The organism is Streptomyces shenzhenensis, from assembly GCF_021462265.1.
Classification (GTDB): domain Bacteria; phylum Actinomycetota; class Actinomycetes; order Streptomycetales; family Streptomycetaceae; genus Streptomyces; species Streptomyces shenzhenensis.
In genome coordinates this window covers 97,718-123,125 of the sequence record NZ_JAJONF010000017.1, presented here as the reverse complement: position 1 = coordinate 123,125, position 25,408 = coordinate 97,718, and the positions used below count along the sequence as shown (strand labels likewise).

The 25,408-nt window shown below is 71.3% G+C and carries 24 protein-coding genes; 16 read left to right on the top strand and 8 right to left on the bottom strand.

Features of this window, described 5'->3' with window-relative positions:
* Nucleotides 1–102: 102 nt before the first annotated feature.
* Nucleotides 103–495: a VOC family protein gene (locus LQ326_RS22680; protein ID WP_234539196.1), complete on the bottom strand. Its 393-nt coding sequence runs from the start codon at nucleotides 493–495 to the stop codon at nucleotides 103–105.
* Nucleotides 496–619: 124 nt separating this feature from the next.
* Between LQ326_RS22680 and LQ326_RS22675 the strand changes: the two genes are divergently transcribed.
* Nucleotides 620–1,156, top strand: a complete 537-nt coding sequence (locus tag LQ326_RS22675; RefSeq protein ID WP_234539194.1) for a GNAT family N-acetyltransferase — start codon at nucleotides 620–622, stop codon at nucleotides 1,154–1,156.
* A 15-nt stretch (nucleotides 1,157–1,171) separates the two neighbouring features.
* Here LQ326_RS22675 and LQ326_RS22670 read toward each other — a convergent pair whose 3' ends face one another.
* Nucleotides 1,172–1,891, bottom strand: coding sequence for a glycerophosphodiester phosphodiesterase (locus LQ326_RS22670; RefSeq protein WP_234539192.1), 720 nt, complete (start codon nucleotides 1,889–1,891; stop codon nucleotides 1,172–1,174).
* 413 nt (nucleotides 1,892–2,304) lie between these two features.
* Between LQ326_RS22670 and LQ326_RS22665 the strand changes: the two genes are divergently transcribed.
* The 5 genes from LQ326_RS22665 (at nucleotide 2,305) to LQ326_RS22645 (ending at nucleotide 6,949) form a co-directional block, all read left to right on the top strand.
* Complete coding sequence (locus tag LQ326_RS22665; RefSeq protein ID WP_234539190.1) at nucleotides 2,305–3,702, top strand: DUF6421 family protein; 1,398 nt, start codon at nucleotides 2,305–2,307, stop codon at nucleotides 3,700–3,702.
* Between the two features lie 38 nt (nucleotides 3,703–3,740).
* Nucleotides 3,741–4,490 carry an SDR family oxidoreductase gene (locus tag LQ326_RS22660; RefSeq protein WP_234539188.1) on the top strand — a complete coding sequence of 250 codons (750 nt, stop codon included), beginning with the start codon at nucleotides 3,741–3,743 and terminating at the stop codon, nucleotides 4,488–4,490.
* A complete protein-coding gene (locus LQ326_RS22655) occupies nucleotides 4,487–5,557 on the top strand; it encodes a threonine aldolase family protein (protein WP_234539186.1) in 1,071 nt (356 codons plus the stop codon). The genes LQ326_RS22660 and LQ326_RS22655 overlap by 4 nt, the downstream gene beginning before the upstream one ends.
* A gap of 86 nt (nucleotides 5,558–5,643) precedes the next feature.
* The gene (locus tag LQ326_RS22650) at nucleotides 5,644–6,237 is read left to right on the top strand and encodes a transglutaminase domain-containing protein (protein WP_234539183.1); all 594 of its coding nucleotides are present in this window, start codon (nucleotides 5,644–5,646) and stop codon (nucleotides 6,235–6,237) included.
* A gap of 10 nt (nucleotides 6,238–6,247) precedes the next feature.
* Nucleotides 6,248–6,949 carry a B3/B4 domain-containing protein gene (locus LQ326_RS22645; protein ID WP_234539181.1) on the top strand — a complete coding sequence of 234 codons (702 nt, stop codon included), beginning with the start codon at nucleotides 6,248–6,250 and terminating at the stop codon, nucleotides 6,947–6,949.
* Nucleotides 6,950–6,952: 3 nt separating this feature from the next.
* Here the strand turns inward: LQ326_RS22645 and LQ326_RS22640 are convergent, their stop codons facing one another.
* Entirely contained in the window at nucleotides 6,953–7,681 is a 729-nt protein-coding gene (locus LQ326_RS22640) for a lysophospholipid acyltransferase family protein (RefSeq protein WP_234539179.1), read from the bottom strand.
* Nucleotides 7,682–7,869: 188 nt separating this feature from the next.
* Nucleotides 7,870–8,286 (bottom strand): DUF4395 domain-containing protein, encoded by a 417-nt coding sequence (locus LQ326_RS22635; protein ID WP_234539177.1) that lies wholly within the window; start codon nucleotides 8,284–8,286, stop codon nucleotides 7,870–7,872.
* A 105-nt stretch (nucleotides 8,287–8,391) separates the two neighbouring features.
* On the opposite strand from LQ326_RS22635, the gene LQ326_RS22630 reads away from it, so the two are divergent.
* The 4 genes from LQ326_RS22630 (at nucleotide 8,392) to LQ326_RS22615 (ending at nucleotide 11,598) form a co-directional block, all read left to right on the top strand.
* Nucleotides 8,392–8,805, top strand: a complete 414-nt coding sequence (locus LQ326_RS22630; protein ID WP_234539284.1) for a TlpA family protein disulfide reductase — start codon at nucleotides 8,392–8,394, stop codon at nucleotides 8,803–8,805.
* 208 nt (nucleotides 8,806–9,013) lie between these two features.
* Nucleotides 9,014–9,523 carry a flavin reductase family protein gene (locus LQ326_RS22625; RefSeq protein ID WP_234539175.1) on the top strand — a complete coding sequence of 170 codons (510 nt, stop codon included), beginning with the start codon at nucleotides 9,014–9,016 and terminating at the stop codon, nucleotides 9,521–9,523.
* Between the two features lie 241 nt (nucleotides 9,524–9,764).
* A complete protein-coding gene (locus tag LQ326_RS22620) occupies nucleotides 9,765–10,553 on the top strand; it encodes an electron transfer flavoprotein subunit beta/FixA family protein (RefSeq protein WP_234539173.1) in 789 nt (262 codons plus the stop codon).
* Nucleotides 10,554–10,635: 82 nt separating this feature from the next.
* Complete coding sequence (locus tag LQ326_RS22615; protein ID WP_234539170.1) at nucleotides 10,636–11,598, top strand: electron transfer flavoprotein subunit alpha/FixB family protein; 963 nt, start codon at nucleotides 10,636–10,638, stop codon at nucleotides 11,596–11,598.
* Between the two features lie 75 nt (nucleotides 11,599–11,673).
* Here LQ326_RS22615 and LQ326_RS22610 read toward each other — a convergent pair whose 3' ends face one another.
* Entirely contained in the window at nucleotides 11,674–12,609 is a 936-nt protein-coding gene (locus LQ326_RS22610) for an endonuclease/exonuclease/phosphatase family protein (RefSeq protein ID WP_234539169.1), read from the bottom strand.
* Nucleotides 12,610–12,803: 194 nt separating this feature from the next.
* Here LQ326_RS22610 and LQ326_RS22605 point away from each other — a divergent pair, with 194 nt between their 5' ends.
* Both LQ326_RS22605 and LQ326_RS22600 read left to right on the top strand, forming a co-directional pair.
* Nucleotides 12,804–14,108 carry a DUF6986 family protein gene (locus LQ326_RS22605; protein WP_234539167.1) on the top strand — a complete coding sequence of 435 codons (1,305 nt, stop codon included), beginning with the start codon at nucleotides 12,804–12,806 and terminating at the stop codon, nucleotides 14,106–14,108.
* Nucleotides 14,109–14,197: 89 nt separating this feature from the next.
* Complete coding sequence (locus tag LQ326_RS22600; RefSeq protein ID WP_234539165.1) at nucleotides 14,198–16,057, top strand: serine/threonine-protein kinase; 1,860 nt, start codon at nucleotides 14,198–14,200, stop codon at nucleotides 16,055–16,057.
* Here the strand turns inward: LQ326_RS22600 and LQ326_RS22595 are convergent.
* Nucleotides 16,003–16,800, bottom strand: a complete 798-nt coding sequence (locus LQ326_RS22595; protein WP_234539163.1) for a hypothetical protein — start codon at nucleotides 16,798–16,800, stop codon at nucleotides 16,003–16,005. The genes LQ326_RS22600 and LQ326_RS22595 overlap by 55 nt on opposite strands.
* Before the next feature lie 78 nt (nucleotides 16,801–16,878).
* Nucleotides 16,879–17,964 carry a LacI family DNA-binding transcriptional regulator gene (locus tag LQ326_RS22590; protein ID WP_234539161.1) on the bottom strand — a complete coding sequence of 362 codons (1,086 nt, stop codon included), beginning with the start codon at nucleotides 17,962–17,964 and terminating at the stop codon, nucleotides 16,879–16,881.
* A gap of 213 nt (nucleotides 17,965–18,177) precedes the next feature.
* Here LQ326_RS22590 and LQ326_RS22585 point away from each other — a divergent pair, with 213 nt between their 5' ends.
* On the top strand, nucleotides 18,178–19,158 hold the full coding sequence (locus LQ326_RS22585) for an ROK family protein (protein WP_234539159.1): 981 nt from the start codon (nucleotides 18,178–18,180) through the stop codon (nucleotides 19,156–19,158).
* A gap of 265 nt (nucleotides 19,159–19,423) precedes the next feature.
* On the opposite strand, the gene LQ326_RS22580 is transcribed toward LQ326_RS22585, so the two are convergent.
* Nucleotides 19,424–21,439, bottom strand: a complete 2,016-nt coding sequence (locus tag LQ326_RS22580) for an NPCBM/NEW2 domain-containing protein (RefSeq protein ID WP_234539157.1) — start codon at nucleotides 21,437–21,439, stop codon at nucleotides 19,424–19,426.
* Between the two features lie 425 nt (nucleotides 21,440–21,864).
* Between LQ326_RS22580 and LQ326_RS22570 the strand changes: the two genes are divergently transcribed.
* From LQ326_RS22570 to LQ326_RS22555, 3 genes are all read left to right on the top strand, one after another.
* Complete coding sequence (locus LQ326_RS22570; protein WP_234539155.1) at nucleotides 21,865–22,056, top strand: hypothetical protein; 192 nt, start codon at nucleotides 21,865–21,867, stop codon at nucleotides 22,054–22,056.
* A 144-nt stretch (nucleotides 22,057–22,200) separates the two neighbouring features.
* On the top strand, nucleotides 22,201–23,241 hold the full coding sequence (locus tag LQ326_RS22560) for an NUDIX hydrolase (protein ID WP_308401998.1): 1,041 nt from the start codon (nucleotides 22,201–22,203) through the stop codon (nucleotides 23,239–23,241).
* A 256-nt stretch (nucleotides 23,242–23,497) separates the two neighbouring features.
* A complete protein-coding gene (locus LQ326_RS22555; RefSeq protein WP_234539153.1) occupies nucleotides 23,498–25,315 on the top strand; it encodes an ABC transporter family substrate-binding protein in 1,818 nt (605 codons plus the stop codon).
* Nucleotides 25,316–25,408 lie beyond the last annotated feature (93 nt).

The following is a 25,408-nucleotide window of genomic DNA, read 5'->3' as shown; positions in this document are numbered from 1 at the left end:
CTGCGGTTCGGAAGCACCGAAAGGGGCGCGCGGAACTGCGCGACCGGCCACGCCGGCGCCGCGGACGACCGGCGACATGGCGCGGCACCTCCGGCGGCGCGCTCAGACCCCCGGCCGGCAGCGCAACGGATGACCGGCCGGCACCTCCACCAGCACGATCCTGATGCCGTCCGGATCGGCGACCCACATCTCGATCAGGCCCCACGGCTCCTTCACGGGCGGCCGCACGATCTCGACACCCGCCGCCGCCAGTTCCTCGTGCGCCGCCGCGACGTCCGCGACCTGCAGCCACAGCCGCACCGCCGGCGAGGCGGGGGCGTCAGCCCGGCCGGAGACCTCCAGAAACCCGCCGCCGAGGAAGTAGACCGTGCCGCGCTCCGGGCCCTGACCGAACTCGCGGTAGACGGCGAGGCCCAGCCGCTCGCCGTAGAAGGCGCGGGAGAGCCCGGGGTCGGCGGGGCGGATCAGCGTCCGGCTGCTCAGTACGTGCACCATGCGACCGGAGCGTAACGGCAGGTCGCCCCGCAGGCCGGGCGGCGCGAGGGGCCGGGAAGCGGGCCGGGCGGCGGGGATAAGCTCAGGCACGGCTGAGCCGCGCCCGAGATCGGAGAACCCGCCCATGGAGAACGCCGTCGGACTGACCTTCCGTGACGCCACCGACGCCGATGTGGACGTCCTGGTCGCGTTGATCGAGTCGGCCTACCGGGGCGACGCCAGCCGGGCCGGCTGGACCACGGAGGCGGACATCCTGGAGGGACAGCGCACTGACCCCGAGGGTGTCCTCCAAGTGATCAAGGCGCCGGACGGCAAGCTGCTCACCGTCGAGCAGGCGGGCCGGGTCGTCGCCTGCTGCCAGCTCGAGCACCGTGGGACCCACGCCTACTTCGGCATGTTCGCGGTGAGCCCCGCCCTCCAGGGCGCCGGGCTCGGCAAGGCCGTCATCGCCGAGGCGGAGCGCCAGGCGCGCGAGGACTGGGGCGTCACGGAGATGCGCATGACGGTGATCTCGGTGCGCGAAGACCTGGCCGCCTGGTACGAGCGGCGCGGCTACCGCCGTACGGGAGAGATGACGCCGTTCCCGTACGGCGAGGAGCGCTTCGGCATTCCACGGCGGGCGGACCTGCAGTTCGAGCTGCTGGTCAAGCCGCTGGTGTGAGGCGCGGGCCGGGGTTCACGCGGTGAAGCGGGCGGTGCGTTTGATCTCCGGGTAGTCGGTCGTCGCGCCGTCCAGCTGCAGCGCGCGCACCAGCCGCAGATCGTCCTGGGTGTTCACCACCCAGCCGATCACCCGCAGATCCGCCTTGCGGGCGTGCTCGACGACCTCCAGGGTCAGCCGCCGGATGTTCAGGCAGAGGGTCGCCGCACCCGCCTCCCGGGCCCGCTCCACCACGTCCGTGCCGATGGGGGTCCCCCCGCTTGAGTCTGTTCGAAAGTGGGGGAGGCTGGAGATCAGCGCGGTGCGCACCCCCGGCACCAGCCGGGCGATCTCGGCGACCGCCTCGTCGTGGAACGAGGACACCTCCACCCGGGACACCAGGTCCCGCCGCTGCATGACCTCGGCCAGCGCCCGGGCCGCGGCCACGTCCTTGATCTCGGCCTGCAACGGCATCCGCACCGCTTCCAGGACTTCCTCGAACACCGGCACCCGCTCGCCCCGGCCCGCGTCCAGCGCGCGCAGCTCCTCCAGGGTCTTCTCGGCGATCGGGCCGGTGCCGTCGGTCGTGCGGTCCACCTCCGCGTCGTGCATGACGACCAGGGCGCCGTCCTTGCTGAGATGGAGATCGAGTTCGATCAGGTCGAGGCCGGCCTGCTGGGCGGCCATGAAGGAACGGAGGGTGTTCTCGGGCTCGACGCCCATGACTCCGCGGTGACCGATGGTAAGGAAGTTCAAGATTCAACTCGCTTCCGTCGACGGCGGCGGTGGGGGCAGGCGCGCGAACCGTACGACGGACGTCGCTGTCCACGCGGCTGGGCGCAGCCTAACGGCCGCCCGTCGCGATGAACCCGTACGTACACGGGGGGATTGGCGCGCCGGGCGCGCGGCATCTGGTCCGTACCCCGGTCGGCGGTCACCCGGGCGTGGGCGCGTCCCGCCGCGCGTTGACCGGCCGGATCCGTGCGGTCCCGCCGAACTGGCGCCTCGTCACCGGCTGTGGCGAATGTGAGCGCCTTCACGGTTTCGCACAGGAAAAAGCGCGGTGAAGGTCCGATGTCACAGGATGATTTCCCGATTGCCCCCTTGCTGGGAGAAACCTCGTACGCATACGGTGTCCTTACGGAAGCTTCTCCCGTGGAGGATGGGTCATGACGGAAATTCTTGTGCAGGTGGGCTCGGAGGAGCAGGTTCCTCCTGTGACCAGGGTGGTCGAACACCCGGCGTGGCCCGTGCTCAAGGATGCCGTGGAGCGGATCCGGCCGTGGCAGGCCAAGGACGGATCCATCGACTTCGAGGCCGAGGGCGCGCCCGCGCGCTCCGACGCCGAGGCGGCCGTACGACGTGTCACCGAGGCCGTGGCGGAGCTGTCCCCGCTGCTCCCGCACGACGCCGCCTACCACCGCGCGCTGGTGACGGACCTGCGGCGCTGGGCCGCCGGCGGCTTCCAGGTGCCGGACTTCCTCGACTCGCTGCTCGCCTTCCAGCCCGCCGCGGGCCGCGCGGACGGCCTCCAGCACCTGGTCGTCTTCCCGATGTACACGCAGAACGGCAACCCGGACCGCAACCTGGAGGCGGTCGTGCTGCGCATGGTCTGGCCGGACTGGCTGGCCGAGCTGGAGCGCACCCGGTACGACAACCCGCTGTTCTGCGGCATCACCTTCGAGGACTTCACGGCCGGCTACGACACCAACTCGGCCGTCCTCTTCCCCGAGACCATCGCCGTGCGCGAGGCGCCGGAACGATTCTCCTGGGGCGGCATCTTCTGCGACCGCGAGGCCGCCCGCTTCCGCCGGGTCACCGACGCGGCCGTCGACATCCTGGGCCTCGAACTCCCCGAGGACATCGCCGCGATGGTCCACGACCAGAGGCGCTGCGAGGAGGCCTTCGTGCTGTGGGACATGGTCCACGACCGCACCCACAGCCACGGCGACCTGCCCTTCGACCCCTTCATGATCAAGCAGCGCCAGCCGTTCTGGATGTACGGCCTGGAGGAGCTGCGCTGCGACCTCACCGCCTTCAAGGAGGCCGTGAAGCTGGCGGCCGACGGCGTCCCGCAGGCCCGTGACGTGCAGTACGCGGTGCTCTTCGACCGCATGTTCCGGTTCCCGGTCACCGGCGACCGCGTCCGCAACTACGACGGGCTCGGCGGCCAGTTGCTCTTCGCCTACCTGCACAAGCACGACGTGGTCCGCTGGACCGACAACAGGCTCGCGATCGACTGGGAGCGTGCCCCGCAGGTCACCAACCAGCTGTGCGCCGAGATCGAGAAGCTGTACAAGGAGGGCATCGACCGTCCGAAGCTCGTCCACTGGTTCGCCGGGTACGAACTGGTCGCCACCTACCTCGCCCCGCACCCGGGCTCCAAGTGGGCCAAGGGCCCGGACGCCCTGGACCTGACCTTGCCGCCGCGCAAGCTCGTGGACGACGTGCTTCCCGACGAGTTTCCGCTGAGCATGTTCTACGAGGCGCTGTCCAGGAAACTGAAGAACGTGATCGCCGAGACCAAGGGCATCACGGCGGACAGCGCCGAGCCGGTCGCCGCGTGAGCGGCCGGCTGCGGAACACTGCTCAAGAGGGGAAGCACATGGCGGGCAACGGGTCTCTCAGTGGTGCGGTGATCGCGGTGGCCGGGGCGGGCGGACCCGCCGGGTACGCGACGCTGGTCAGGCTGGCGGAGGCGGGCGCGACCCTGGTCGGAGCCGACAACAATCCCGAACGCCTGGCGGAGGCCGTGGACGCGGCCCGGTACGCGGGCGGCGGCGCCGTGGTCACCGGTGAGACGGTCGACCTGCTCGACCTGGACTCGACCAGGGCGTGGGCCGACCGCATCGAGAAGGACCACGGCCGGGTCGACGGCCTGGTCCACCTGGTCGGCGGCTGGCGTGGCAGTGCCACCTTCGCCGAGACCGACCTCGCCGACTGGGACCTGCTGGAGAAGCTGCTGATCCGCACCGTCCAGCACACCTCCCTGGCCTTCTACGACGCCCTGCAGCGCAGCGAGCGCGGCCGGTACCTGCTGATCAGTGCCGCCGGCGCGTCGAAGCCCACCGCCGGCAACGCCGCCTACTCGGCCGCCAAGGCGGCCGCCGAGGCCTGGACGCTCGCCATGGCCGACGGCTTCCGCAAGGCCGGGGGCGAGGCGGGCCCCACCTCCGCTGCTGCCATCCTGGTGGTGAAGGCGTTGGTGCACGACGCGATGCGCGCCGAGCGGCCGAACGCGAAGTTCGCGGGCTTCACGGACGTCAAGGACCTGGCCGAGGCCGTCGAGGGCGTCTGGAGCAAGTCCGCCGCCGAAGTGAACGGAAACCGTCTGTGGCTGACCGAGAAGCCGTGAACCCTCCCAGGACCGACGCGCGTCGCCATCACGACCCGCGGGTCCGCGGTTTCGCCAGTGACAACTACGCCGGAGCCCACCCCGAGGTGCTGGCCGCCCTGGCCCTCGCCAACGGCGGCCATCAGGTGGCCTACGGCGAGGACGAGTACACGGAGAACCTCCAGCGGATCGTCCGCAGCCACTTCGGGGCCACCGCCGAGGCCTTCCCGGTCTTCAACGGCACCGGCGCGAACGTCGTCGCGCTCCAGGCGGTCACCGACCGCTGGGGCGCGGTGATCTGCGCCGAGAGCGCGCACATCAACGTCGACGAGGGCGGCGCCCCCGAGCGCATGGGCGGCCTCAAACTGCTCACCGTCCCCACCCCCGACGGCAAGCTCACCCCCGAGCTCATCGACCGGCAGGCGTACGGCTGGGAGGACGAGCACCGTGCGATGCCACAGGTGGTCTCGATCACCCAGAGCACCGAGCTGGGCACCCTCTACACGCCGGACGAGATCCGGGCGATCTGCGAGCACGCCCACGCGCACGGCATGAAGGTGCACCTGGACGGCTCCCGGATAGCCAACGCGGCGGCCTCCCTGGACGTCCCGATGCGCACGTTCACCAACGCCGTCGGCGTCGACATCCTCTCCCTGGGCGGCACCAAGAACGGCGCGGTGTTCGGCGAGGCGGTGGTGGTGATCAACCAGGACGCCGTCAGCCACATGAAGCACCTGCGCAAGCTGTCCATGCAGCTCGCCTCCAAGATGCGCTTCGTGTCGGTACAGCTGGAGGCCCTGCTCGCCAAGGATCTGTGGCTGCGCAACGCCCGGCACGCCAACGAGATGGCCCAGCGGCTCGCCGAGGGCGTCCGGGCCGTGCACGGCGTGGAGATCCTCCACCCGGTGCAGGCCAACGGCGTCTTCGCGCGGCTCCCGCACGACGTGAGCCTGCGCCTGCAGAAGCGCTTCCGGTTCTACTTCTGGGACGAGGCGGCCGGGGACGTGCGCTGGGTGTGCGCCTTCGACACCACCGAGGAGGACGTGGACGCGTTCGTGGCGGCGCTCAAGGAGGAGATGGCGCGCTAGTCCCCGCCGCCCGACTGGTGCATAGGTATGCGATCGCCTGAAAAATCATTGACGCTCGGGTGATCGCGTTCCTATGCTCTGCGGGCATGGAGCTGATCCAGAACACCGCCGACCTGTCCGCGTACCTGGCCGCTGACGAGGTCATCGACCATCACCATCCCCGGGTCCGGGAGACGGCCGCCCGACTGGCGGCGGGAGTCGAGGACTCGTATGGCTATGCACGTGTCGCGTACGAGTTCGTGCGGGACGCCATTCCTCACTCCCAGGACTCCGGTGACCCGCGGGTGACCTGGCGGGCCTCGGACGTCCTGGAGAGGCGCACCGGCATCTGCCATGCCAAGGCCCACGCCCTGGCCGCCCTGCTGCGTGCCGAGGACATCCCCACCGCCCTGTGTTACCAGCGCCTGACGCACGACGGCGGCGCCGGTCACGTCGTGCACGGCCTGATCGCCGTCCGCTTCCACGGCGCCTGGCACCGCCAGGACCCGCGCGGCAACAAGCCGGGCGTCGACGCCCGGTTCTCCCTCGACGGTGAACGGCTGGCCTGGGTCCCCGACCCCGAGTCCAATGAGATGGACTATCCAGTCCTGTACGCTGAACCTCACCCGGTCGTGCTCGGCGCGCTCAAAGCGGCGCCCGACCGCACTTACCTGTGGAAGACGCTCCCCACCGCACTCTGAGGCAGGACAGATGACTCTCACGCTCACCGTGTCCGACGAGGTGCGCGCCCTCGCGCCCGGCTTCACACACCTCGTGATCGAGGCCCACGGCCTGGTGAACGGGCCCAGCACGGAGGCGAGTTCCGGGCTGCTCGACGACGCGGCCCGCCGTCTGGCCGTACGCCTGGACGGGCGCGCCCCGCACGAGGATCCGCACATGGCCGCCTGGCGGGCGGCCTACACGGCCTTCGGCTCCAAGCCGTCGCGCACCCGCAACTCGGCCGAGGCACTGGCCAGGCGGGCCCTCGCGGACGGCGGCCTGCCCCGCATCAACCTGCTCGTGGACGTCTACAACGCGATCAGCGTCGCCCACCTGATCCCGGTGGGCGGCGAGGACCTCGACCTCGTCCGGGGCGGGATGCGGCTGACGCGCGCCACGGGGGAGGAGGACTTCGGCACCGTGGCCGGGGGTGAGGAGGTGGTCGAGCACCCCGACGCCGGCGAGGTCGTGTGGTGCGACGCCGCCGGCGTCACCTGCCGCCGCTGGAACTGGCGCCAGGGCCCCCGCACCCGCCTCACCGAGCGGACGACCTCGGCCGTCTTCCTGCTGGAGAGTCTCACCCCGATGCCGGTGGCTGACGTGGCCTCGGCCGGTGCCGAACTCGCGGAACTGCTGGAGAAGTTCAGCCCGGGTGCCCGCGTCGAGGTGCGCGCGCCCGAGTCGGCGGGCTGAGGCTCAGGCCGCCTCGGCGGCCTTCAGCTGGTCCGGCGTGGGGGCCGTGCCGCCCAGGTGCGCCGGAAGCCACCAGGTGTCGGTGTCGTCCTTCGGGCGGGCCGGGTAGGCGCGCTGGGCGGCCTCCAGCAGCTCCTGGACGCGCTCGCGCAGCCGGCGGGTGATGGCGCCCGCGTACTGGTCCCGGGGAGCGTCGACCGGCTCGCCGACCCGGATGGTGATGGGCAGGTGGTTGCGCTTGAAATTGCGCGGGTGGCCCTTGGTCCAGATGCGCTGGGTGCCCCACAGGGCCATCGGGACGAGCGGCACGCCGGCTTCCTGGGCCAGGCGCGCGGCGCCCGACTTGAAGCTCTTGAGCGTGAACGACTGGGAGATCGTGGCCTCCGGGAAGACGCCCACGATCTCACCGGCCTTCAGCGAGGCCAGCGCGTGCTCGTAGGCGGCCTCGCCCTGCTCGCGGTCCACCGGGATGTGCTTCATCCCGCGCATCAGCGGGCCGGAGATCCGGTGCCGGAACACCGACTCCTTCGCCATGAACCGCACGAGGCGCTTCTGCGGAAGCGCCGCCAGGCCGTCGAAGACGAAGTCCAGGTAGCTGACGTGATTGCTCACCACCACGGCACCGCCCGAGCGCGGGATGTTCTCCGAACCCTGGCAGTCGATCTTGAGGTCCCAGACCTTGAACAGTGCCTTGGCGAAACCGATGACGGGACGGTAGACCAACTCGGCCATGGGGGGGACGGGCCCTTTCTGCTCTGCCTGGGGAAAAGGCTCCCGGCGGGAAAGTTACGGAGCCGTAGGTTTACGGCGTCTCGCAGATGGTGCCCGAAGAACGGACGGGGAGCCAGCCCTGGTGCCCGGGAGCGGCGAGATCCTCGTCACGTTGGTCCCTTGATCCACCTCGTGGTTTTACCGTTTCCTTACTGTGGGCGCGCCGTCAACTGCCGCACGAGCAGGAACATCTCGCAGCCCAGGCAGTACCCGAATGCCGCATTGAGGAAGGCCGCGGCGAGCGCGAGCCCGGTCGCCGCGAGGCCCAACCACGCGGGGCCCAGCGTGAATCCGACCAGACCGAGCCCCGCGAAGACCAGTCCCACCGCCTGTGCGAACCGCGGGGGCTCCGGCGGCTCGAACTCGGCCGGAGGGCCCAGCCGCGGTCGTACGGCCGTCCGGAACACCCAGCCGTACGGCGAACGGGTCATGCCCCCCGCGGCGCCCAGCGCGAACGCCGCCGTCTGCCAGGCGAGGATCCAGGGGCTCCGGGTGATGAGTGCGGCGGCCAGTACGACCGTCGTCACGGCCGCCGCGAACCGCGGCCCACGTGCGTCGATGTCCATGAACCAAGGATTCCGCCCCGGACGCCGATTGGGGAGCCGGGAATCTTTGCAATCGTGTGAACGCTTGTTCCCGAGGCGGGCCGTCTCATGGATCCTTGTCCGGTGATGACCGGACTGGTGGTGTGCGTGGCGGTGCTCGCGGCGGCGAGTGTCTACGGAGTGCTGCACAAGCGGCGGAGCGGGAGGGTACGGGTGCGCGGGCGGGACGACGGCAAGCGGCTCGGGGCGGCCGAACTCGGCGGCGAACTGGGCGAACGGGCCACGCTGGTGCAGTTCTCCAGCGCCTTCTGCGCCCCCTGCCGGGCCACCCGGCGAGTGCTGGGCGAGGTCGCCGGGATGGTCCCCGGGGTCACCCACGTCGAGATCGACGCCGAGGCCCGCCTGGACCTCGTGCGCGACCTGGAGATCCTGAAGACCCCCACCGTGCTGGTGCTCGACGCGGACGGCCGGGTGGTGCGCCGGGCCGCCGGACAGCCCCGCAAGGCGGACGTCATCGCGGCGCTGGGAGAGGCGGTCTGACGGACGTGCCGGTGACGGTGAGACACCTCCCATATGCCGGAACGTGCTTGACTGGGCGCACCACCTATCGTCAGCCTGACCGTATGCCTCAGGAACTCCTTCTCTTCGGGCGGGTCCACGTGGACCTGGCCCGCACCGCGAGCGCGCGCTGTCCGGGTTGTTGAGCCCCTCCGGACCCGAAGACCGCCTCCCGCGGAAGGACAACTCCATGACGGCCACGCCCGATCTCGGCACCCCTCGGCTCGCCTCTCCCGATCTGCTCCGCTCCGCCTTCCGGCGGCACGCGGCCGGTGTGGCGGTGATCACCGCGCGCGGCGCCGACGGCCCGGTCGGCTTCACCGCCACCTCCCTCACCTCCGTCTCCGCCGAGCCCCCCATGCTCTCCTTCGGCGTCGGCACGGGCGCCTCCAGCTGGCCCGCGATATCCACCGCCGAGCACATCGGCGTCCACATCCTCGGCGAGCACCAGGCGGAGCTCGCGGCCACCTTCGCGCGCAGCGGTGCCGACCGGTTCGGGGCGCCCACCAACTGGCGCGACGGCCATGCGGGTGTCCCGGTCATCGACGGCGTACTGGTGTGGCTGGTGTGCCGGATCGTCGCCCGCGTGCCGGCCGGGGACCACCGCATCGTGCTGGCCGAGGTGCTCGTCGGCGATCCCTCCGGCGCAGGCCGGCCGCTCCTGTACCACCAGGGGGGCTTCAACGGCCTGCGTGACTGATCACACGCTCCCCGTTCCGCGGATCACACGTCACCTGTTCTGCGAACGCGTCGAGTTCCGGTTACGCTGCGTTGCGAAGGTCACAGTTCAAAGCGCTTGCTTAGCGGGCGGGAACTGGCTGTACTGGTGAGTAATATTTCGTTCGGAGCGCGCGGCCGCCCCGACCGGGATGAGCCGCTTGGGGCGCCTATGCTGCCTTCAAGAGGCAGCCCAGAAGAGACGATGCAGTAGGAGAGCCGGCGTGAGCCTGAGGATCGTTGTCACTGTGAAGTACGTGCCCGACGCCACTGGCGACCGGCACTTCGCCGATGACCTGACCGTCGACCGTGACGACGTGGACGGTCTGCTCTCCGAGCTGGACGAGTACGCGGTCGAGCAGGCGCTGCAGATCGCGGAGAACTCCGACGACGATGTCGAGGTCACCGTTTTGACGGTTGGTCCGGAGGACGCGAAGGACGCGCTGCGCAAGGCGCTGTCGATGGGGGCGGACAAGGCGATCCACGTCGAGGACGACGACCTGCACGGTACCGACGCGATCGGCACCTCGCTGGTGCTGGCCAAGGCGATCGAGAAGGCCGGCTTCGACCTGGTGGTCTCCGGTATGGCCTCCACCGACGGCACCATGGGCGTGCTGCCGGCCCTGCTGGCCGAGCGGCTGGGCGTCCCGCAGGTCACCCTGCTCTCCGAGGTCTCGGTCGAGGGCGGCACGGTCAGGGGCCGCCGCGACGGCGACGCGGCCAGCGAGCAGCTGGAGGCCTCCCTGCCGGCGGTCGTGTCGGTGACCGACCAGTCGGGTGAGGCGCGTTACCCGTCCTTCAAGGGCATCATGGCGGCCAAGAAGAAGCCGGTTGAGTCCTGGGACCTGTCCGACCTGGACATCGAGGCCGAGGAGGTCGGCCTGGAGGGTGCCTGGACCAAGGTCGAGGACGCCGTCGCGCGTCCGGCCCGTACGGCGGGCACGATCGTCAAGGACGAGGGCGAGGGCGGCAAGCAGCTCGCCGCCTTCCTCGCGGAGCGCAAATTCGTCTGACGCAGCCTCGCGGGCCGGAAGTCCGTCTGAGCCCGTCACTCGCTGACCGCCCCTCAACTTCGTTTCGCAGGAGAGCAATCCCATGGCTGAAGTCCTCGTCTACGTCGACCACGTGGACGGTGCCGTCCGCAAGCCCACCCTGGAGCTTCTGACGCTGGCCCGCCGCGTCGGCGAGCCTGTCGCCGTCGCGCTCGGTGCCGGTGCCGCCGACACCGCCGCCAGGCTCGCCGAGCACGGCGCCGTCAAGGTCCTCACGCACGACGCCTCGGAGTACGCCGACTACCTGGTCGTCCCGAAGGTGGACGCGCTGCAGGCCGCCGTCGCGCAGGTGTCCCCGGCCGCCGTGCTGGTCCCCTCCTCCGCCGAGGGCAAGGAGATCGCCGCCCGCCTCGCGCTGCGCATCGGCTCCGGCATCATCACCGACGCCGTCGACCTGGAGGCCGGCGACGACGGCCTGGTGGCCACCCAGTCGGTGTTCGCCGCCTCGTTCACCACCAAGTCCCGCGTCGCCAAGGGCACCCCGGTCATCACCGTCAAGCCCAACAGCGCCGCCGTCGAGGCCGCCCCGGCAGCGGGCACCGTCGAGGCCCTCGCGGTGACCTTCTCCGGCCAGGCGACCGGCACCAAGGTCACCGGCCGTACCGCCCGCGAGTCCACGGGCCGTCCGGAGCTGACCGAGGCCGCGATCGTGGTCTCCGGCGGCCGCGGTGTCAACGGCGCCGAGAACTTCGCGATCATCGAGGCCCTCGCCGACTCCCTCGGCGCGGCCGTCGGTGCCTCGCGTGCCGCGGTCGACGCCGGCTGGTACCCGCACACCAACCAGGTCGGCCAGACCGGCAAGAGCGTGTCCCCGCAGCTGTACATCGCCAACGGCATCTCCGGCGCCATCCAGCACCGCGCGGGCATGCAGACCTCGAAGACCATCGTGGCCGTCAACAAGGACGCCGAGGCCCCGATCTTCGAACTGGTCGACTTCGGCGTCGTCGGCGACCTCTTCGACGTCGTCCCCCAGCTCACCGAGGAGGTCAAGGCCCGCAAGGGCTGACCGCCGCCGGGCTGTCCGAGGCCCCCGTGACCGGCACCGGTCACGGGGGCCTCGCCGTACCGTCGTGGGCTCGGTTCATCGCAGGCTCAGGGAGACCTGCACGGGCAGGTGGTCGCTCGGGAACTGGCCGTGCATCGAGAAGGTGTCCATCACCGCCCGGTGCGTGGTCACACCCGGCGAGGTCAGGATCCAGTCGATACGGTCGCCGTCCGGCTTGAGCCGGTGGTAGCCGTGGAAGGTCGCGTACTGGGGGCCGCGGTGCTCCGCCGCGTCCCAGGTGTCGACGAGTCCCGAGTCCACCAGGGTGTCGTAGGCCGGGTTCTTGTGGGCGTAGGCGTTGAAGTCGCCGGTCACCACGACGGGCAGCCTCCGGTCGAACTCCGCGATCCGCTGCACCAGGAGCGTGGCGCTGCGCTCGCGGGCGTACTGGCTCCTCTGGTCGAAGTGGGTGTTGGCGACGTAGAACTCCCGTCCGTCTTCGGCGAGATCGCGGAAGCGGACCCAGGTGACGATCCGGGGGAAGGCGGCGCCCCAGGTGTTGGAGCGGATGACCTCAGGGGTGTCGGAGAGCCAGAAGGTGTAGTGCTCGACGGGGGCCAGGCGCCGGGTGTCGTAGTAGATGGCCGTCGACTCGTCCCGGCTGCCGCCCTCGCGGCCGGTACCGACCCAGCCGTAGTCGGGTCCGAGGCCGGTTTCGATGTCGAGCAGTTGCTGGTAGAGACCCTCCTGGGTGCCGATGACGTGAGGGTGCGCGCGGCGCAGCAGTTCACGCATCACCGGCCGGCGGTCGGCCCAGCTGTTGGGCTCGGCGCTGCTGGCGTACCGCAGGTTGAAGGTCATGACGTCGAGGCGGGGCGCCGGCCGGGACGGTGCCGCGAGGGTGGTCAGCCGACGGGTGCGAGGTGTTGCGGAGGAGGCGGAGACCGCGGCACTGGACAAGGGCACGGTGACCGCTGCGGCCAGCAGGACCTGCAGTCCCAGCCGGCGGGTGACTCGGCGCTGGTTCGGCACGGCGGCTCCTTCAGGGGGCACAAGCCGGACGGGCGGGCGTTGAGCAGTGTGATACCCCGGCGTGTGATGAGCGTGAACATGCCCAGATGGGGGCGTGTCGTCTCGTGGACACGGTGTTGACCGCTCCGAAAAAGCCCGGATACCGTCATTCAACGGATTGTTGATTCCGTACAGTGGAAAACGGGAGGCGCGGGATGGGCCAGGGTCGGCAGGAGAAGGTGGCGACGAGCCTCGCGGGCGCCGTCAGCGAGAAGATCAGTGCCTCCCTCGCACCCGTCGACGCCGAACTGGAGCGCCGCTATCCAGGTGACCCGGGAACCCGGCAGCCCGTCCACACCGTGTACGTCCCCGGCGACGCCTTCACGGCCGGCACGATTCGCTCCTGGGGCGACCAGGCCCTCGCCGCCCTCGACGAACACGCCCCCGACGCCGCCGCCTTCGCCGCCGTTCTCGGCCTGCCGGAGGCCCTCGCCGGGCCCGTCCACTCCCGGGTCCGCGCCAAGCTGGAGCGTGAACCGGTGGAAGACCTGCGCGTCGACTTCGAGGACGGCTACGGCCCGCGCCCCGACGCCGAGGAGGACGAGACGGCCGCCCGTGCCGCCCGGCTGATCGCCGAGGCGTACGCCGAGGGCACGGCGGCGCCGTACATGGGCATCCGGATGAAGTGCATGGAGGCCGCGGTGCGCGACCGCGGCATCCGCACCCTGGACATCTTCCTCACCGGGCTGATGGCCGCCGGCGGGCTGCCCCGGGGACTCGTGCTGACCCTGCCCAAGGTGACCTACCCCGATCAGGTCACCGCGATGGTCCGGCTCCTGGAGGCCTTCGAGGAGACCCATGGACTCCGGCCCGGCCGGATCGGGTTCGAGATCCAGATCGAGACCAGCCAGTCCGTCCTCGCCACCGACGGCACCGCCACCGTCGCCCGGATGATCCAGGCCGCCGAGGGCCGCGCCACCGGACTGCACTACGGCACCTTCGACTACAGCGCCTGCCTGGGGGTCTCCGCCGCCTACCAGGCCAGCGACCACCCGGCCGCCGACCACGCCAAGGCGGTCATGCAGGTCGCCGCCGCCGGCACGGGCGTACGGGTGTCGGACGGCTCCACCAACGTCCTGCCGGTCGGTCCGACGGCCAAGGTGCACGACGCCTGGCGGCTGCACTACGGTCTCACCCGGCGCGCCCTGGCCCGCGCCTACTACCAGGGCTGGGACATGCACCCCGGCCACCTCCCGACCCGGTACGCGGCCGTGTTCGCCTTCTACCGCGAGGGCCTGGAGCAGGCGGCCGCCCGGCTCGCCCGGTACGCCGACCGCGTCGGCGGTGACGTCATGGACGAGCCCGCCACCGCCAAGGCCCTCAGCGGCTACCTGCTGCGCGGCCTGGACTGCGGCGCCCTCGACACCGCCGAGGTCGCCCGCCTGACCGGTCTGACCCGGGCCCGTCTGGAGGGCTTCGCGATGCCCCGGCCTGGCGGCCCGGCGGCCCGCGGCAAGTAGCGCGTACCGGTCAAGTCACGGCTTTTCCCACCGACTTGAACCGACCCTGTCATCCCCCCGTACTCTGGTGCGCCATTCACGGACGTGTCATGAGGAACGGGGCTGTGGTGTCGGGTTCGTACGGACAGGCTGACGCGACCGGTCGCCTGCTGGCAGGGCGGTATCGGGTCGTGGCCCGGCTCGGGCGCGGTGGTATGGGTGTGGTGTGGCGCGCCGTCGACGAGGTCCTCGGCCGTGAGGTCGCCGTCAAGGAACTGCGCGCCTACACCGACAGCGCCGGGCCGGAACTGGCTGATCTGCGACTGCGGATGCAGCGCGAGGCGCGGGCCGTCGCCCGGGTGCGCCACCGGGGTGTGATCGTCGTGCACGACATCGCCGAGATCGACGGCCGGCCGCTGATCGTCATGGAACTCGTCGACGGCCCCTCCCTGGACGACCTGCTGCGCGAGCGCGGCACGCTCCCGGCGCACGAGGCCGCCCGCGTCGGCGCCGAGGTCATGGACGCCCTGGCCGCGGCCCACCGGGTCGGCGTCCTGCACCGCGACGTCAAGCCGGGCAACATCCTCCTCGACCGCTCGGGCCGGGTCGTCCTCACCGACTTCGGCATCGCCACCATGGCCGATCCCGGCGACGGCTCGGCCACCCACCTGACCGGCAGCGGCGAACTGGTGGGCTCCCTCGACTACCTGGCACCCGAGCGGGCCAAGGGCGCGGCCCCCGGACCGGCCTCCGACACCTGGGCCCTCGGCGCGGCTCTGTACGCGGCCGTGGAGGGCGCCTCGCCCTTCCGCCGTACGTCCACCTTCTCGACGCTCACCGCGATAGTCGACGAGCCCCTCCCGGAGCCCCGCAGGGCGGGCCCGCTCGCCCCCGTCCTCCGCCGCCTGATGGACAAGCGGCCCGAGGCCCGCCCGGACGCCGAGGAGGCCGGCGGGCTGCTGCGGGCCGTGGCGCGGGAAGCGATCCCGGACACCCCGACGACGGCCCTGCGGGAGCCCGCGCGGCCGGGACCCGGAACCGGCGTACCGGCGCCGCCTCCGGGACACGGACCGGCCCCGGCGGCCGAAGCCGGGGCCGAAGTCGGGGCCGAAGCCGCAGTCGAAGTCGGGGACGAAGCCGCAGTCGAAGTCGGGGACGAAGCCGCGGCCGAAGTCGGGGCCGAAGCCGCGGCCGAAGTCGCGGCCGACGACAGGCCGGCCGACGTGGCCGGATCAGACCCCGCGACCCTGCCCGGCGCCCCGGAAGGCCCGCCGAGCCCCGCCCGGCCGAACCGCGGCGGTCGCCGCCGGGTCCGGCTGCTCGTCGTGGCGGCCGTCGCCGTCGCCCTCACGGTGACCGGCCTGACCGTCGTGTTACGGAACGACAGGGGACAGCCGGCTCGGACGGACGCGGGGCCGCCCGCCCCGACCGCGCCTGGCCCCTCGGCGAGCGTCCGCGGCACCGGCGCCCGGCACCCGGCGGTCGCGGATCCCGTCGGACAGGGCGAGGAGACGGCTGCCGTACCGGCCCCCGGCGTCACGGCCGCCGGAGGCGAACCGGCGGACCGCGCCTTGGCCACACCGTCCTCGGCGCGGACCTCCGGCCCGGCCCCCACCGGCGGTTCCGGCACTGCCGGTGCCACCGCCCCCGCCACCGCGACGGCCACCGACCCCGCGACCGCGGCCCCGGTCTGCCAGGCCGCGGGCGACGGCACGTACACCTGCCTGGTGCGCAGCGGCGGCGCCAAGTCCTACACCGCCGACGGCGTCAAGGCCGGCAAGGTCCGCCAGGGCAGCCACTCCTTCTACTGCCAGGCCGACCTGGGCCGCCGGGAGACCCACGGCCGGCGCACCAGTGCCTGGTGGGCCGAGACGGACGACGACGAGGGCAACACCGGGGTGTACGTCAGCGACGTCTACATCCAGGGCGGCGTCGACGAGGAGCCGCTCCCCGGACTTCCGGTCTGCTGAGCACGGACGTACCGTTCCAGGCCCGACGCGACCGCCCACCTCCACTGCGCGAACAGCCGGGTGCCCCGCCGGCACAGCGCGGAGTCGGCCCGCGCCCGCGCGCAGAACTGCTCGGGCGTGCCACCGAACAGCTCTCTCAACTCGGCCGAGTCCGCGAGGAGTTCGGTGAGGAGTGCGCGCTCGCCGGGGTGGCGGCGGGGCGTGCCGGTGCCGTCGTGCAGCACGCCGTGCCGGTTGACGTACGCGTGCACGCCCGGGAGTGCCGTGCCGTCCGCGAGCGTGGCGCGTACCGCCGGGGCGGGCAGCCAGGCCCGCTCGAAGTTGCCGTCCGGCAGCGGTACGCCCTCGCTCGCGTCGATCACCTCCAGCTGCCGCCCGTCCAGCCAGAGGACGAACAACTCCCGTACCGCCGAAGGGGACGCGACCGGTGACGCCGAGACATAGCCGAGGCGGCTGACATGCGCGGAGACGCCCACGTCGAGGCCCGCCACCCGGGCACGCACCATGGGGATCGGCCCGCTGACGCCGGACTCGGCCATCTTGTGCTGGAGCTGGGCGGGAGAGGCGTTGGAGCCGACCGCGAGGACCGGTACCCGGCCGTTGCCGTGGACCAGGCTGTCGAGCGGCAGCAGCCGGTCACCGTCGAGGAGAGCCGAGTCGGGCGGCCAGGCACCGGGGTAGGTCAGCGGATGGTCGCGCGGCGCCGTGTGGAGCCCTAACTCGACGAGCGTACGGCCGGTCACGGGCGGCTCGAACCCGTGCGCGTACGGCCGTTCGCCGGGCGGGTCGGCGGCGCGGGCGTCCGGTCCGTCATGGGCGGCTCAGTCCGCCGGGGGCAGCTCGCCCGAGCCGCGGGTGATCAGCCTGGTCGGCAGCTCGATCCGCTCCGGCGCCAGGAGGGTGCCGTCCAGCTGGCGGAAGAGCCGTTCGGCGGCCGTGCGGCCGAGCAGGGCCGCGTCCTGGGCGACGACCGTGAGGCCGGGGTGGAGCAGGTCGGCGAGTTCGATGTCGTCGAAGCCGACGAGCGCGACCGGACGGGGCCACTCGGCGAGGACCCGGATCACGGTGACGGTGACACGGTTGTTGCCCGCGAAGATCGCGGTGACCGGATCGACGCCGGTCAACATCTCCTCGGCGGCCCTGCGCACCCGCTCGGGGTCCGTCACCCCGAGCGAGGTCCACGCCTCCTCGACGGCTATCCCGGCGTCCTCCATCGCCGCCCGGTAGCCGCGCAGCCGCTCGGCCGCCGTGTGGATGCGGGGCATGTCGCCGATGAACCCGATCCGGCGGTGGCCGTGCGCGATCAGGTGGGCGACCCCGTCCCGGGCGCCGCCGTAGCTGTCGGACAGCACGACGTCGGCGTCGATCTTCCCGGCCGGGCGGTCCACGAACACCGTCGCCACGCCCGCCCTGATCTCCGGCTCCAGATAGCGGTGGTCGTCCCCGGCCGGGATCACCACCAGGCCGTCCACCCGCCGCGCGCAGAGCGCCAGGGCCAGTTCCTGTTCGCGGTCCGGGTCCTCGGCGCTGGAGCCGTTGATGAGCAACGCCCCGTGCGCGCGTGCCACTTCCTCCACCGCGCGGCTCAGCGGGCCGTAGAACGGGTCGGCGAGGTCCTCGAGGACGAGGCCGATGCTCGCCGTACGGCCCTTGCGCAGCACCCGCGCGCTGTCGTTGCGGCGAAAGCCCAGTGCGTCGATCGCCTCCTGGACCCGGCGCTCGGTGTCCGGGGTCACCCCCGGCTCGCCGTTGACCACCCGGGAGACCGTCTTGAGGCCCACACCGGCCCGCGCCGCGACGTCCTTCATCGTCGGCCGGGTCCCGTAACGGGAGCCGGGAAGACGGTCTGCGCGGCGGGAGGTGTCGGGCACGATGCGGCGTCCTGTCCTGTCGTCCACGGGATGCATGGGCTCATTGGTTGTGTATGGGCTCATGGGTTTGTATCAGGGATACACAGGCTCGTGGGTTTGTATGAGGATGTGGCGTCGAGCATAGAGCCTGGACAACGTTGTCAGATGCAAGGGAGACTGTCCACCGCAATCTCCGGCCTGCGCCCCCACCGCTTGACCGGCCTGTTGTGTCACTCGGCTACTCATGGTTGACGGGGAGAACTGACTCTGATGCACACCGACCTCGTGGCGGCCCTCGACATCGGCGGCACCAAGATCGCCGGCGCGCTGGTGGACGGTCACGGACGGATCCAGGCGCGCGCCCAGCGCGCGACACCCGCCCAGCAGGACGGCGAGACGGTCATGGGGGCCGTCGAGGAGGTGGTCGGCGAACTCGCCGGTTCACCTCTGTGGGGACGCGCCCGCTCGGTCGGGATCGGCAGCGCGGGCCCGGTGGACGCCTCCGCCGGCACCGTGAGCCCGGTCAACGTGCCCGGCTGGCGGGACTATCCGCTCGTCGAACGGGTGCGGGCGGCCGCCGGCGGGCTGCCGGTCGAGCTGATCGGCGACGGCGTCGCCATCACGGCCGCCGAACACTGGCAGGGGGCGGCCCGCGGCCACGACAACGCGCTGTGCATGGTGGTGTCGACGGGTGTCGGCGGTGGCCTGGTGCTCGGCGGCAGGCTGCACCCCGGCCCGACCGGGAACGCGGGCCACATCGGCCACATCAGCGTCGACCTCGACGGGGATCCCTGCCCCTGCGGGTCGCGCGGTTGCGTCGAGCGCATCGCGAGCGGCCCGAACATCGCGCGGCGCGCGCTGGAGGGCGGCTGGCAGCCGGGATCCGACGGCGACACCTCGGCCGCGGCGGTGGCGGCCGCGGCCCGGGCCGGCGACCCGGTCGCGGTGGCCTCCTTCGAGCGGGCCGCGCAGGCGCTCGCGGCCGGGATCGCGGCCACCGCGACCCTGGTCGAGATCGACATCGCGGTGATCGGCGGGGGCGTCGGCAAGGCGGGGGACATCCTCCTCACGCCGCTGCGCAAGGCCCTCACCGACTACGCCACCCTCTCCTTCGTCCAGCGTCTGACGGTGGTGCCGGCCCAGATGGGCACGGACGCGGGCCTGGTGGGCGCAGCGGCGGCGGCGCTGGCCGCCCGGCCGGACGCGCAGGCGGGGGAGATCCCGGGCGTCTCGGGGGTTTCCGGGGCCTAGTGCTGCGACCGGAAAGGTTCACCGGCTCGCGACGCCCGGCACGGCACCTCGCCGCGTTGTCGCATCACCCGAGTACATCCAGTACGCGGGCGATGCTCCGCCTTGCGATGCACCGCACCGGACGCCGCGAGCTTTCCGGCAAACCTTCCCGGCCACAGCACTAGAGGCTTCGACGGCGACGGTCCAAGCGCCGTGCGGGAGTGTTCAGGCCCGGTCGGCCGGGGTTCAGGTCCGGCCGACCGGGCCGAGGACGCACGCGCGGGACTCAGCAGGTGATCCGCGCGTCCGCCCAGTCCCCGTGGTCGGAGGTGATGCCGTCACCGCCGTCGGTGACGACGAGCCGGATCACCTCGGCGCCGGTCACGTCGGCGGTGAGCGGCTGGGCGGGCATGTCGGTGGTCAGCACGCCGGTCGAGGCGACCTTCGTACCGTCCGCCCACACCTCGAACGAGACGGTGCCGTTGGCGGCTTCCTCGTCGTCCACCCCGACGTCCGCGGTGACCTTCTCGCACGTCTTCCCGGTGTAGTAGTCGACTTCGCTCTGGGCATGGGTGCCGAGCCCCTTGGGGTACACCACCCCGCCGATGGTGATCGGATGCCCGTCGCCGGCGGCGGTCTCCCCGTTGCTGGTGTCCCGCTCCACCGGCCCCCAGCCGTTGCCGGCCGACAGCCAGGGCAGGTCGCTGAGGTAGGAACTTCCGGCGGGCGGCGGGTCCGCGACCGTCATGGTGACGGTCGCCGTGCTCTCGGCGCGTACTCCGGTCGGCGACCGGTAACGCGCCCTGAGTTCCAGGTCGTACGACCCCCTCGGCGCCCTTGGAGGAGCGGTCACCCGCCAACCGGTGCGCAGGGTGTGGCCGGTCGGCAGCGCCGGGGCCTTGGCCGGCGAGGTCGCCCGGACGGTCCAGCCCGCGGGGCCGGTGAGCGACACCGAGACCTTCCCGGCCGTGGTGCGGCCGAGGTCGGTGACCGACGTGGTGAGCGCCGACGCCTTGCCCGGCTCGCTGAACAGGCTGCCGTCCAGGCCGAGTTCGACGGCCGGCGGGTTTGCCGCCCAGCGCCGGTCGGCGGCCACCCGCACCAGGACGGTGCCGTGCGCCGGGACCGTCGCGGAGACGGTGCCCGCGGTGTTGTAGCTCCGGTGCCGCCACAGGTCACGCAGGGTGTAGGCGGGGGCCTTCGGAAGGCCGACGGCCGCCGCCGACGTCGCGATGCGCTGGGGGGAGCCGGACTCGTTGAACAGGGCGACGGCGCGGCTGCCGTCGCTCATCTCCTTGGCGACGACCCAGCGTCCGCCCTCCGAGGAGACCACCGTGCCCTGCTTGCCCAGCGGGTCCTGGTCGACGGCGATGACCTCCCTGTTGTCCAGGATGCCGAAGGTCGCCGCGGAGGCCTTGCGCAGGTCGGTGCCGATGAGCAGCGGTGCGGCCATGACCGACCACATCGAGAAGTGCGAACGGTACTCGGTGTCGGTCATCCCGCCGTTGCCGACCTCCAGCATGTCCGGGTCGTTCCAGTGCCCGGGGCCCGCGTACGGTGCGAGCGGCAGGTTCTGCTTGAGGATCGACACCATCGAGCCCCAGTTGTCGCTGATGTCCCCGGTGGTGCGCCACAGCTGGCCGACGTCGCCCGCCCACTCCCAGGGTTTGTTCTCGCCCCATTCGCAGATGCTGAAGACGATGGGCCGGCCGGTCGCCTTCAGCGCGTCGCGCATCGTGGTGTACCGCTGCCTGGCGTCCACGCCCTGGTTGTTGCAGTTGTCGTACTTGAGGTAGTCCACGCCCCAGTCGGCGAACTGCCGGGCGTCGCTGTACTCGTGGCCCAGCGCGCCCGGGAAGCCGGCGTCGTTGCAGGTCTTGGTGCCGGCGCTGGTGTAGATGCCGAGCTTGAGGCCCTTGGCGTGCACGTAGTCGGCGACGGCCTTGATGCCGCCCGGGAAGCGGGCCGGGTCCGCGACCAGCTTGCCGTCCGCGTCCCGTTCGGGCAGGGCCCAGCAGTCGTCGAGATTGACGTACTGGTAGCCGGCCTTCTTGAGGCCCTTCGTCACGAAAAGGTCGGCGATGTCCTTGACCATGGCCTCGTTGAAGCCCGCGCCGCACTGCGTGGAGTTCCAGTTGTTGAAGCCCATCGGCGGGGTCGGCGCGAGACCGTCGGTCCGGGCGGGGGACGCGGTCCGCACGTCGGCGGCTGCGGGTGCGGCGAGGCCTGCCGCACACAGCAGGGTCACAGCGAGTGCTCCGACCACTCTTCGGCGGGTCGTGCGGGTGTGAGGTTGACGCATCGTTACGTTCCTCCGACTCGCGAAAGCTGCGATGACGCACGTACTCGTCATCGATCTGTGTGGTTATGTTAGAACGCGTCGAACTGTGTTGGACAGAGAGCGGAGATGGTGGTTCGACGACGCAACAGGCGCCGGCTTGGTCCGGACCGGAACGAATCGGGTCATCCGATGTTCCGGTCGGCCGGGTGGAACTCGTGGACCACCTCGATCGTGGCGACGATGCGCGCGTTGAACTCGTCCAGCTCCCCGGCGGCGACCCAGGCTGCCAGGATCGTTCTGCCGTCCGCCCGCTATGCGGGACAGCGGTGGACGACTCCGCGTCCGCCCCGAAGCGGGTCACGGAGCCCGCGCCGTCGTGCCTGACCGTGTTGCTCCCCTCGCGGGTACGGGCGTGACTCCTGGCCGTCCGCGGAGTTGAAACGGGCATGAAGAAGCGCAGCATGCTCGCCATCGCAAGCCTGGCCACCGGTTTCGTCGTGGCCGCCGTCACCCCGTCCCACGCGGCCGACGAACACCCGCTCGGTGACCTGAACGTCTCGGGCACCGTTGACCACGCCGACCACATCGTCGGTCAGGACGGCTTCCGGACCGGCCAGGACTTCCCGGGCCAGGAGTAGCCCCGCGCGGCGACGGCGGGCCACGGTGCCGGCGTTCCGGGCAGGGGACGCCGGCACCCCGTTTGCGCGCCCTCAACGGGAACTGGTTTCCGTGGCAGTGTGGAGCGGGCAAGCCACAGGGGGCCAACAGAAGAGGGGGAGTCCGTGATCGTCTGGGTCAACGGCGCGTTCGGTGCGGGTAAGACCACCACCGCACGTGAACTGATCGAACTGATCCCGAACAGCACGCTCTTCGACCCCGAGCTCATCGGCGGGGCACTGACGCACCTGCTGCCGGCCAAGCACCTCGCCGAGGTCGGCGACTTCCAGGATCTGCCGATCTGGCGCCGGCTGGTGATCGACACCGCGGCCGCGATGCTCGCCGAACTGGGCGGAACCCTGGTCGTTCCGATGACACTGCTGCGCCAGGAGTACCGCGACGAGATCTTCGGCGGCCTCGCCGCCCGCCGGATCGCGGTCCGGCACCTGTGTCTCACCCCGGCCGAAACGATCCTGCGCGAACGAATAGCCGGCCGGGAGATCCCGCCCGACCTGCCCGACGGCGAGATACGGGTCCGGCAGTGGTCGTACGACCACATCGAGCCCTACCGCACCGCCCTCTCCTCCTGGATCAGCGCCGACGCCCATCTCGTCGACAGCAGCGGGCTCAGCCCGTACGAAACGGCGGTGCGGATCGCGGGAGCGGTGAGCAGCGGCGAAGCCGCGGCTTGCGACATAGTGCAAACCCCCGAACCCACCGCCGAGACCGTCGCCGCGGGCGTCCTCCTCTTCGACGAACGGAACCGCTTCCTCCTCGTGGACCCCACCTACAAGGCCGGCTGGGAGTTCCCCGGTGGTGTCGTCGAGCCCGGTGAGGCCCCGGCCCGGGCGGGAGTGCGCGAGGTCGAGGAGGAGACCGGGATCCGCCTGGAGGAGCCGCCGAGGCTGCTCGTCGTCGACTGGGAACAGCCCGCGCCACCTCGCTACGGCGGCCTGCGGCTGCTCTTCGACGGCGGCCGGCTGGACTCCGCCGAGGCCGGGCGGCTGGTGCTGCCGGGGCCTGAGCTGCGTGGCTGGCGGTTCGTCACCGAGCAGGAGGCGGCCGAGCTGCTGCCGCCGGTGCGCTACGAACGGCTGCGCTGGGCGCTGCGCGCCCGCGAGCGCGGCGCCGCGCTCTATCTGGAAGCCGGCGTCCCGGTCGGTTGACGTCCTCTGATGCTTCGTCAAGTACCTGTCGGCTGCGTGATGTTGGCGGGTACTTCGACATATCTGGACGTGTGTAGGGGACTTTGCCTGGAGTGGAAGGTTCCTGGGGGGAAACGAGAGTGAATTGTCGCCGTCCCGGTATGAACAAGAACGTGAAGGAGGTACACAAACGTTCTACCGTCGGTGCGCAGCTCAACTTCCTCGCGGCCGCTGGCCGCCTTGCACAGGCCGGTGAACCGCCGGCTGAAGGAGGGACATGCGCGCGCACTCTTCGACCCTCACAAGGGGACTCGCACTGACCGCCGGGCTCATCCTGGCACTCGCCGCCTGCAGCAGCGGGGGAGGCGGCGGGGGCAGCGGCGGCAAGGGCACCTCGGCCGGTCTCACGTCCTGCGCCACCCAGGGCAAGGCCGACACCTGCAACTCCGGCGCCACCAAGGCCGGCGGCACGTTCACCTACGTCATCGAGAAGAACATCCAGCAGTGGAACGTGCAGGACACCAACGGCAACACCTTCGAGAACGCCGAAGCGCTGAGCGCCGTGCTGCCCCAGGTCTTCGTTCCGCAGCCGGACTTCAGCGTCAAGCTCAACACCGACCTGGTGACCTCGGCCGCCCAGACCGGCACCAGCCCGCAGACCCTCGTCTACAGGATCAACCCCAAGGCGTCCTGGAACGACGGCACGCCGATCACCGCCGACGACTTCGTCTACTACTGGCGCACCAACGACGGCAAGGACTGCCCGCCACCGCCCGCCGCCGACTCCACCCAGACCAAGGGCTGCCTGCCGCAGAGCACCGCCGGTTACGACCGGATCAAGTCGGTCACCGGCTCCGACGGCGGCAGGACCGTCACCGTCGTGATGGCCAAGCCGTACTCCGACTGGCGGCAGATGTTCGGCGCGGGCTACCCGCTCTACCCCGCGCACGTCGCCGAGAAGCTCTCCGGCGCCACGGCCGGTGACGCGGCGCGGATGACCGCCGTTCAGCTGACCGAGGGCTGGCAGTACTTCCAGAAGAACCCGCCCACCAAGTACGCGACCGCGGGGCCCTACAAGATGACCGACTGGGCCGACAACGACCACGCCACCTACGAGCCCGACCCCAAGTGGTGGGGCAGGAAGGCCACTCTGCAACGGCTGATCTTCAAGGTCATCTCGGACGCCACCCAGGAACCGATCGCGCTGCGCAACAACGAGGTCCAGGGCATCTACCCGCAGCCCGAGGTGGACCTCGTCAACCAGGTGAAGGCCATCCCCGGCGTCACCTACGCCATCGGCAACGGGCTGACCTGGGAGCACTTCGACCTCAACCTGCACAACCCGGTGATCGGCAAGTACCTGGCGCTGAGGCAGGCGATGTTCACGGCCATCAGCGTCAAGGACATCATGGCCAAGACGGTCGCCCAGTTCGATCCGGGCGTGAAGCAGCTGGGCAACCACAACTACGTCCCGGGCCAGGCCGGTTACCAAGACGTGGTGAGCGCCGGCGGACAGGGCTCGGGCAACCTCGCCAAGGCCAGGAAGTACCTCACCGACGCCAGCTTCACCGGAGTCGGCACGGCCCTGAAGACCCCGGACGGCACGGCCGTCGGACCCTTCGACTGCCGCTACACCACCGGCAACCAGATCCGGCAGAGCGAGTGCCAGATCCTGCAGAGCGACCTCGCCAACCTCGGGATCAAGGTCACGATCAAGCCGATCGGCGCCGCCGACCTCGGCACGGTCCTGGCCGGCCACCAGTACGACATCATCGTCTTCGCCTGGGTCGCCTCCCCCTTCCCGACCAGCAACGCCCAGCAGACCTGGTCGACCGGGGGCGGCGGCAACTACGGCGGCTACAGCAACAAGAAGGTCGACTCCCTGATCAGCCAGGCCGTCGGCGAGACGGACCAGACCAAGGCCGCGGCCCTGCTCAACCAGGCCGACCAGCTCATGGTCGACGACGCCTATGTGCTGCCGCTCTACCAGAAACCCACCTTCCTCGCGGTGCAGACCCGGTTCGTCAACATGCGGAACAACTCCACCAACGTCGGACCGCCGTACAACGTCGGCGAGTGGGGCCTGAAGAAGTAGCCCCACCGAAGCCCGTCGGATCCTCCGCGCCCGGCCCCGGCGATCCCGGGGCCGGGTCTCCGCCTCCGCCTCGGCAGCCGTATCCGTGAGATC

Coding starts and splice junctions, on each gene's coding strand:
- LQ326_RS22680 (WP_234539196.1), bottom strand. CDS start 495: ATGGTGCACGTACTGAGCAGCCGGACGCTGATCCGCCCCGCCGACCCC.
- LQ326_RS22675 (WP_234539194.1), top strand. CDS start 620: ATGGAGAACGCCGTCGGACTGACCTTCCGTGACGCCACCGACGCCGAT.
- LQ326_RS22665 (WP_234539190.1), top strand. CDS start 2,305: ATGACGGAAATTCTTGTGCAGGTGGGCTCGGAGGAGCAGGTTCCTCCT.
- LQ326_RS22660 (WP_234539188.1), top strand. CDS start 3,741: ATGGCGGGCAACGGGTCTCTCAGTGGTGCGGTGATCGCGGTGGCCGGG.
- LQ326_RS22650 (WP_234539183.1), top strand. CDS start 5,644: ATGGAGCTGATCCAGAACACCGCCGACCTGTCCGCGTACCTGGCCGCT.
- LQ326_RS22645 (WP_234539181.1), top strand. CDS start 6,248: ATGACTCTCACGCTCACCGTGTCCGACGAGGTGCGCGCCCTCGCGCCC.
- LQ326_RS22640 (WP_234539179.1), bottom strand. CDS start 7,681: ATGGCCGAGTTGGTCTACCGTCCCGTCATCGGTTTCGCCAAGGCACTG.
- LQ326_RS22635 (WP_234539177.1), bottom strand. CDS start 8,286: ATGGACATCGACGCACGTGGGCCGCGGTTCGCGGCGGCCGTGACGACG.
- LQ326_RS22630 (WP_234539284.1), top strand. CDS start 8,392: ATGACCGGACTGGTGGTGTGCGTGGCGGTGCTCGCGGCGGCGAGTGTC.
- LQ326_RS22625 (WP_234539175.1), top strand. CDS start 9,014: ATGACGGCCACGCCCGATCTCGGCACCCCTCGGCTCGCCTCTCCCGAT.
- LQ326_RS22615 (WP_234539170.1), top strand. CDS start 10,636: ATGGCTGAAGTCCTCGTCTACGTCGACCACGTGGACGGTGCCGTCCGC.
- LQ326_RS22605 (WP_234539167.1), top strand. CDS start 12,804: ATGGGCCAGGGTCGGCAGGAGAAGGTGGCGACGAGCCTCGCGGGCGCC.
- LQ326_RS22600 (WP_234539165.1), top strand. CDS start 14,198: ATGAGGAACGGGGCTGTGGTGTCGGGTTCGTACGGACAGGCTGACGCG.
- LQ326_RS22590 (WP_234539161.1), bottom strand. CDS start 17,964: ATGCATCCCGTGGACGACAGGACAGGACGCCGCATCGTGCCCGACACC.
- LQ326_RS22585 (WP_234539159.1), top strand. CDS start 18,178: ATGCACACCGACCTCGTGGCGGCCCTCGACATCGGCGGCACCAAGATC.
- LQ326_RS22580 (WP_234539157.1), bottom strand. CDS start 21,439: ATGCGTCAACCTCACACCCGCACGACCCGCCGAAGAGTGGTCGGAGCA.
- LQ326_RS22570 (WP_234539155.1), top strand. CDS start 21,865: ATGAAGAAGCGCAGCATGCTCGCCATCGCAAGCCTGGCCACCGGTTTC.
- LQ326_RS22555 (WP_234539153.1), top strand. CDS start 23,498: ATGCGCGCGCACTCTTCGACCCTCACAAGGGGACTCGCACTGACCGCC.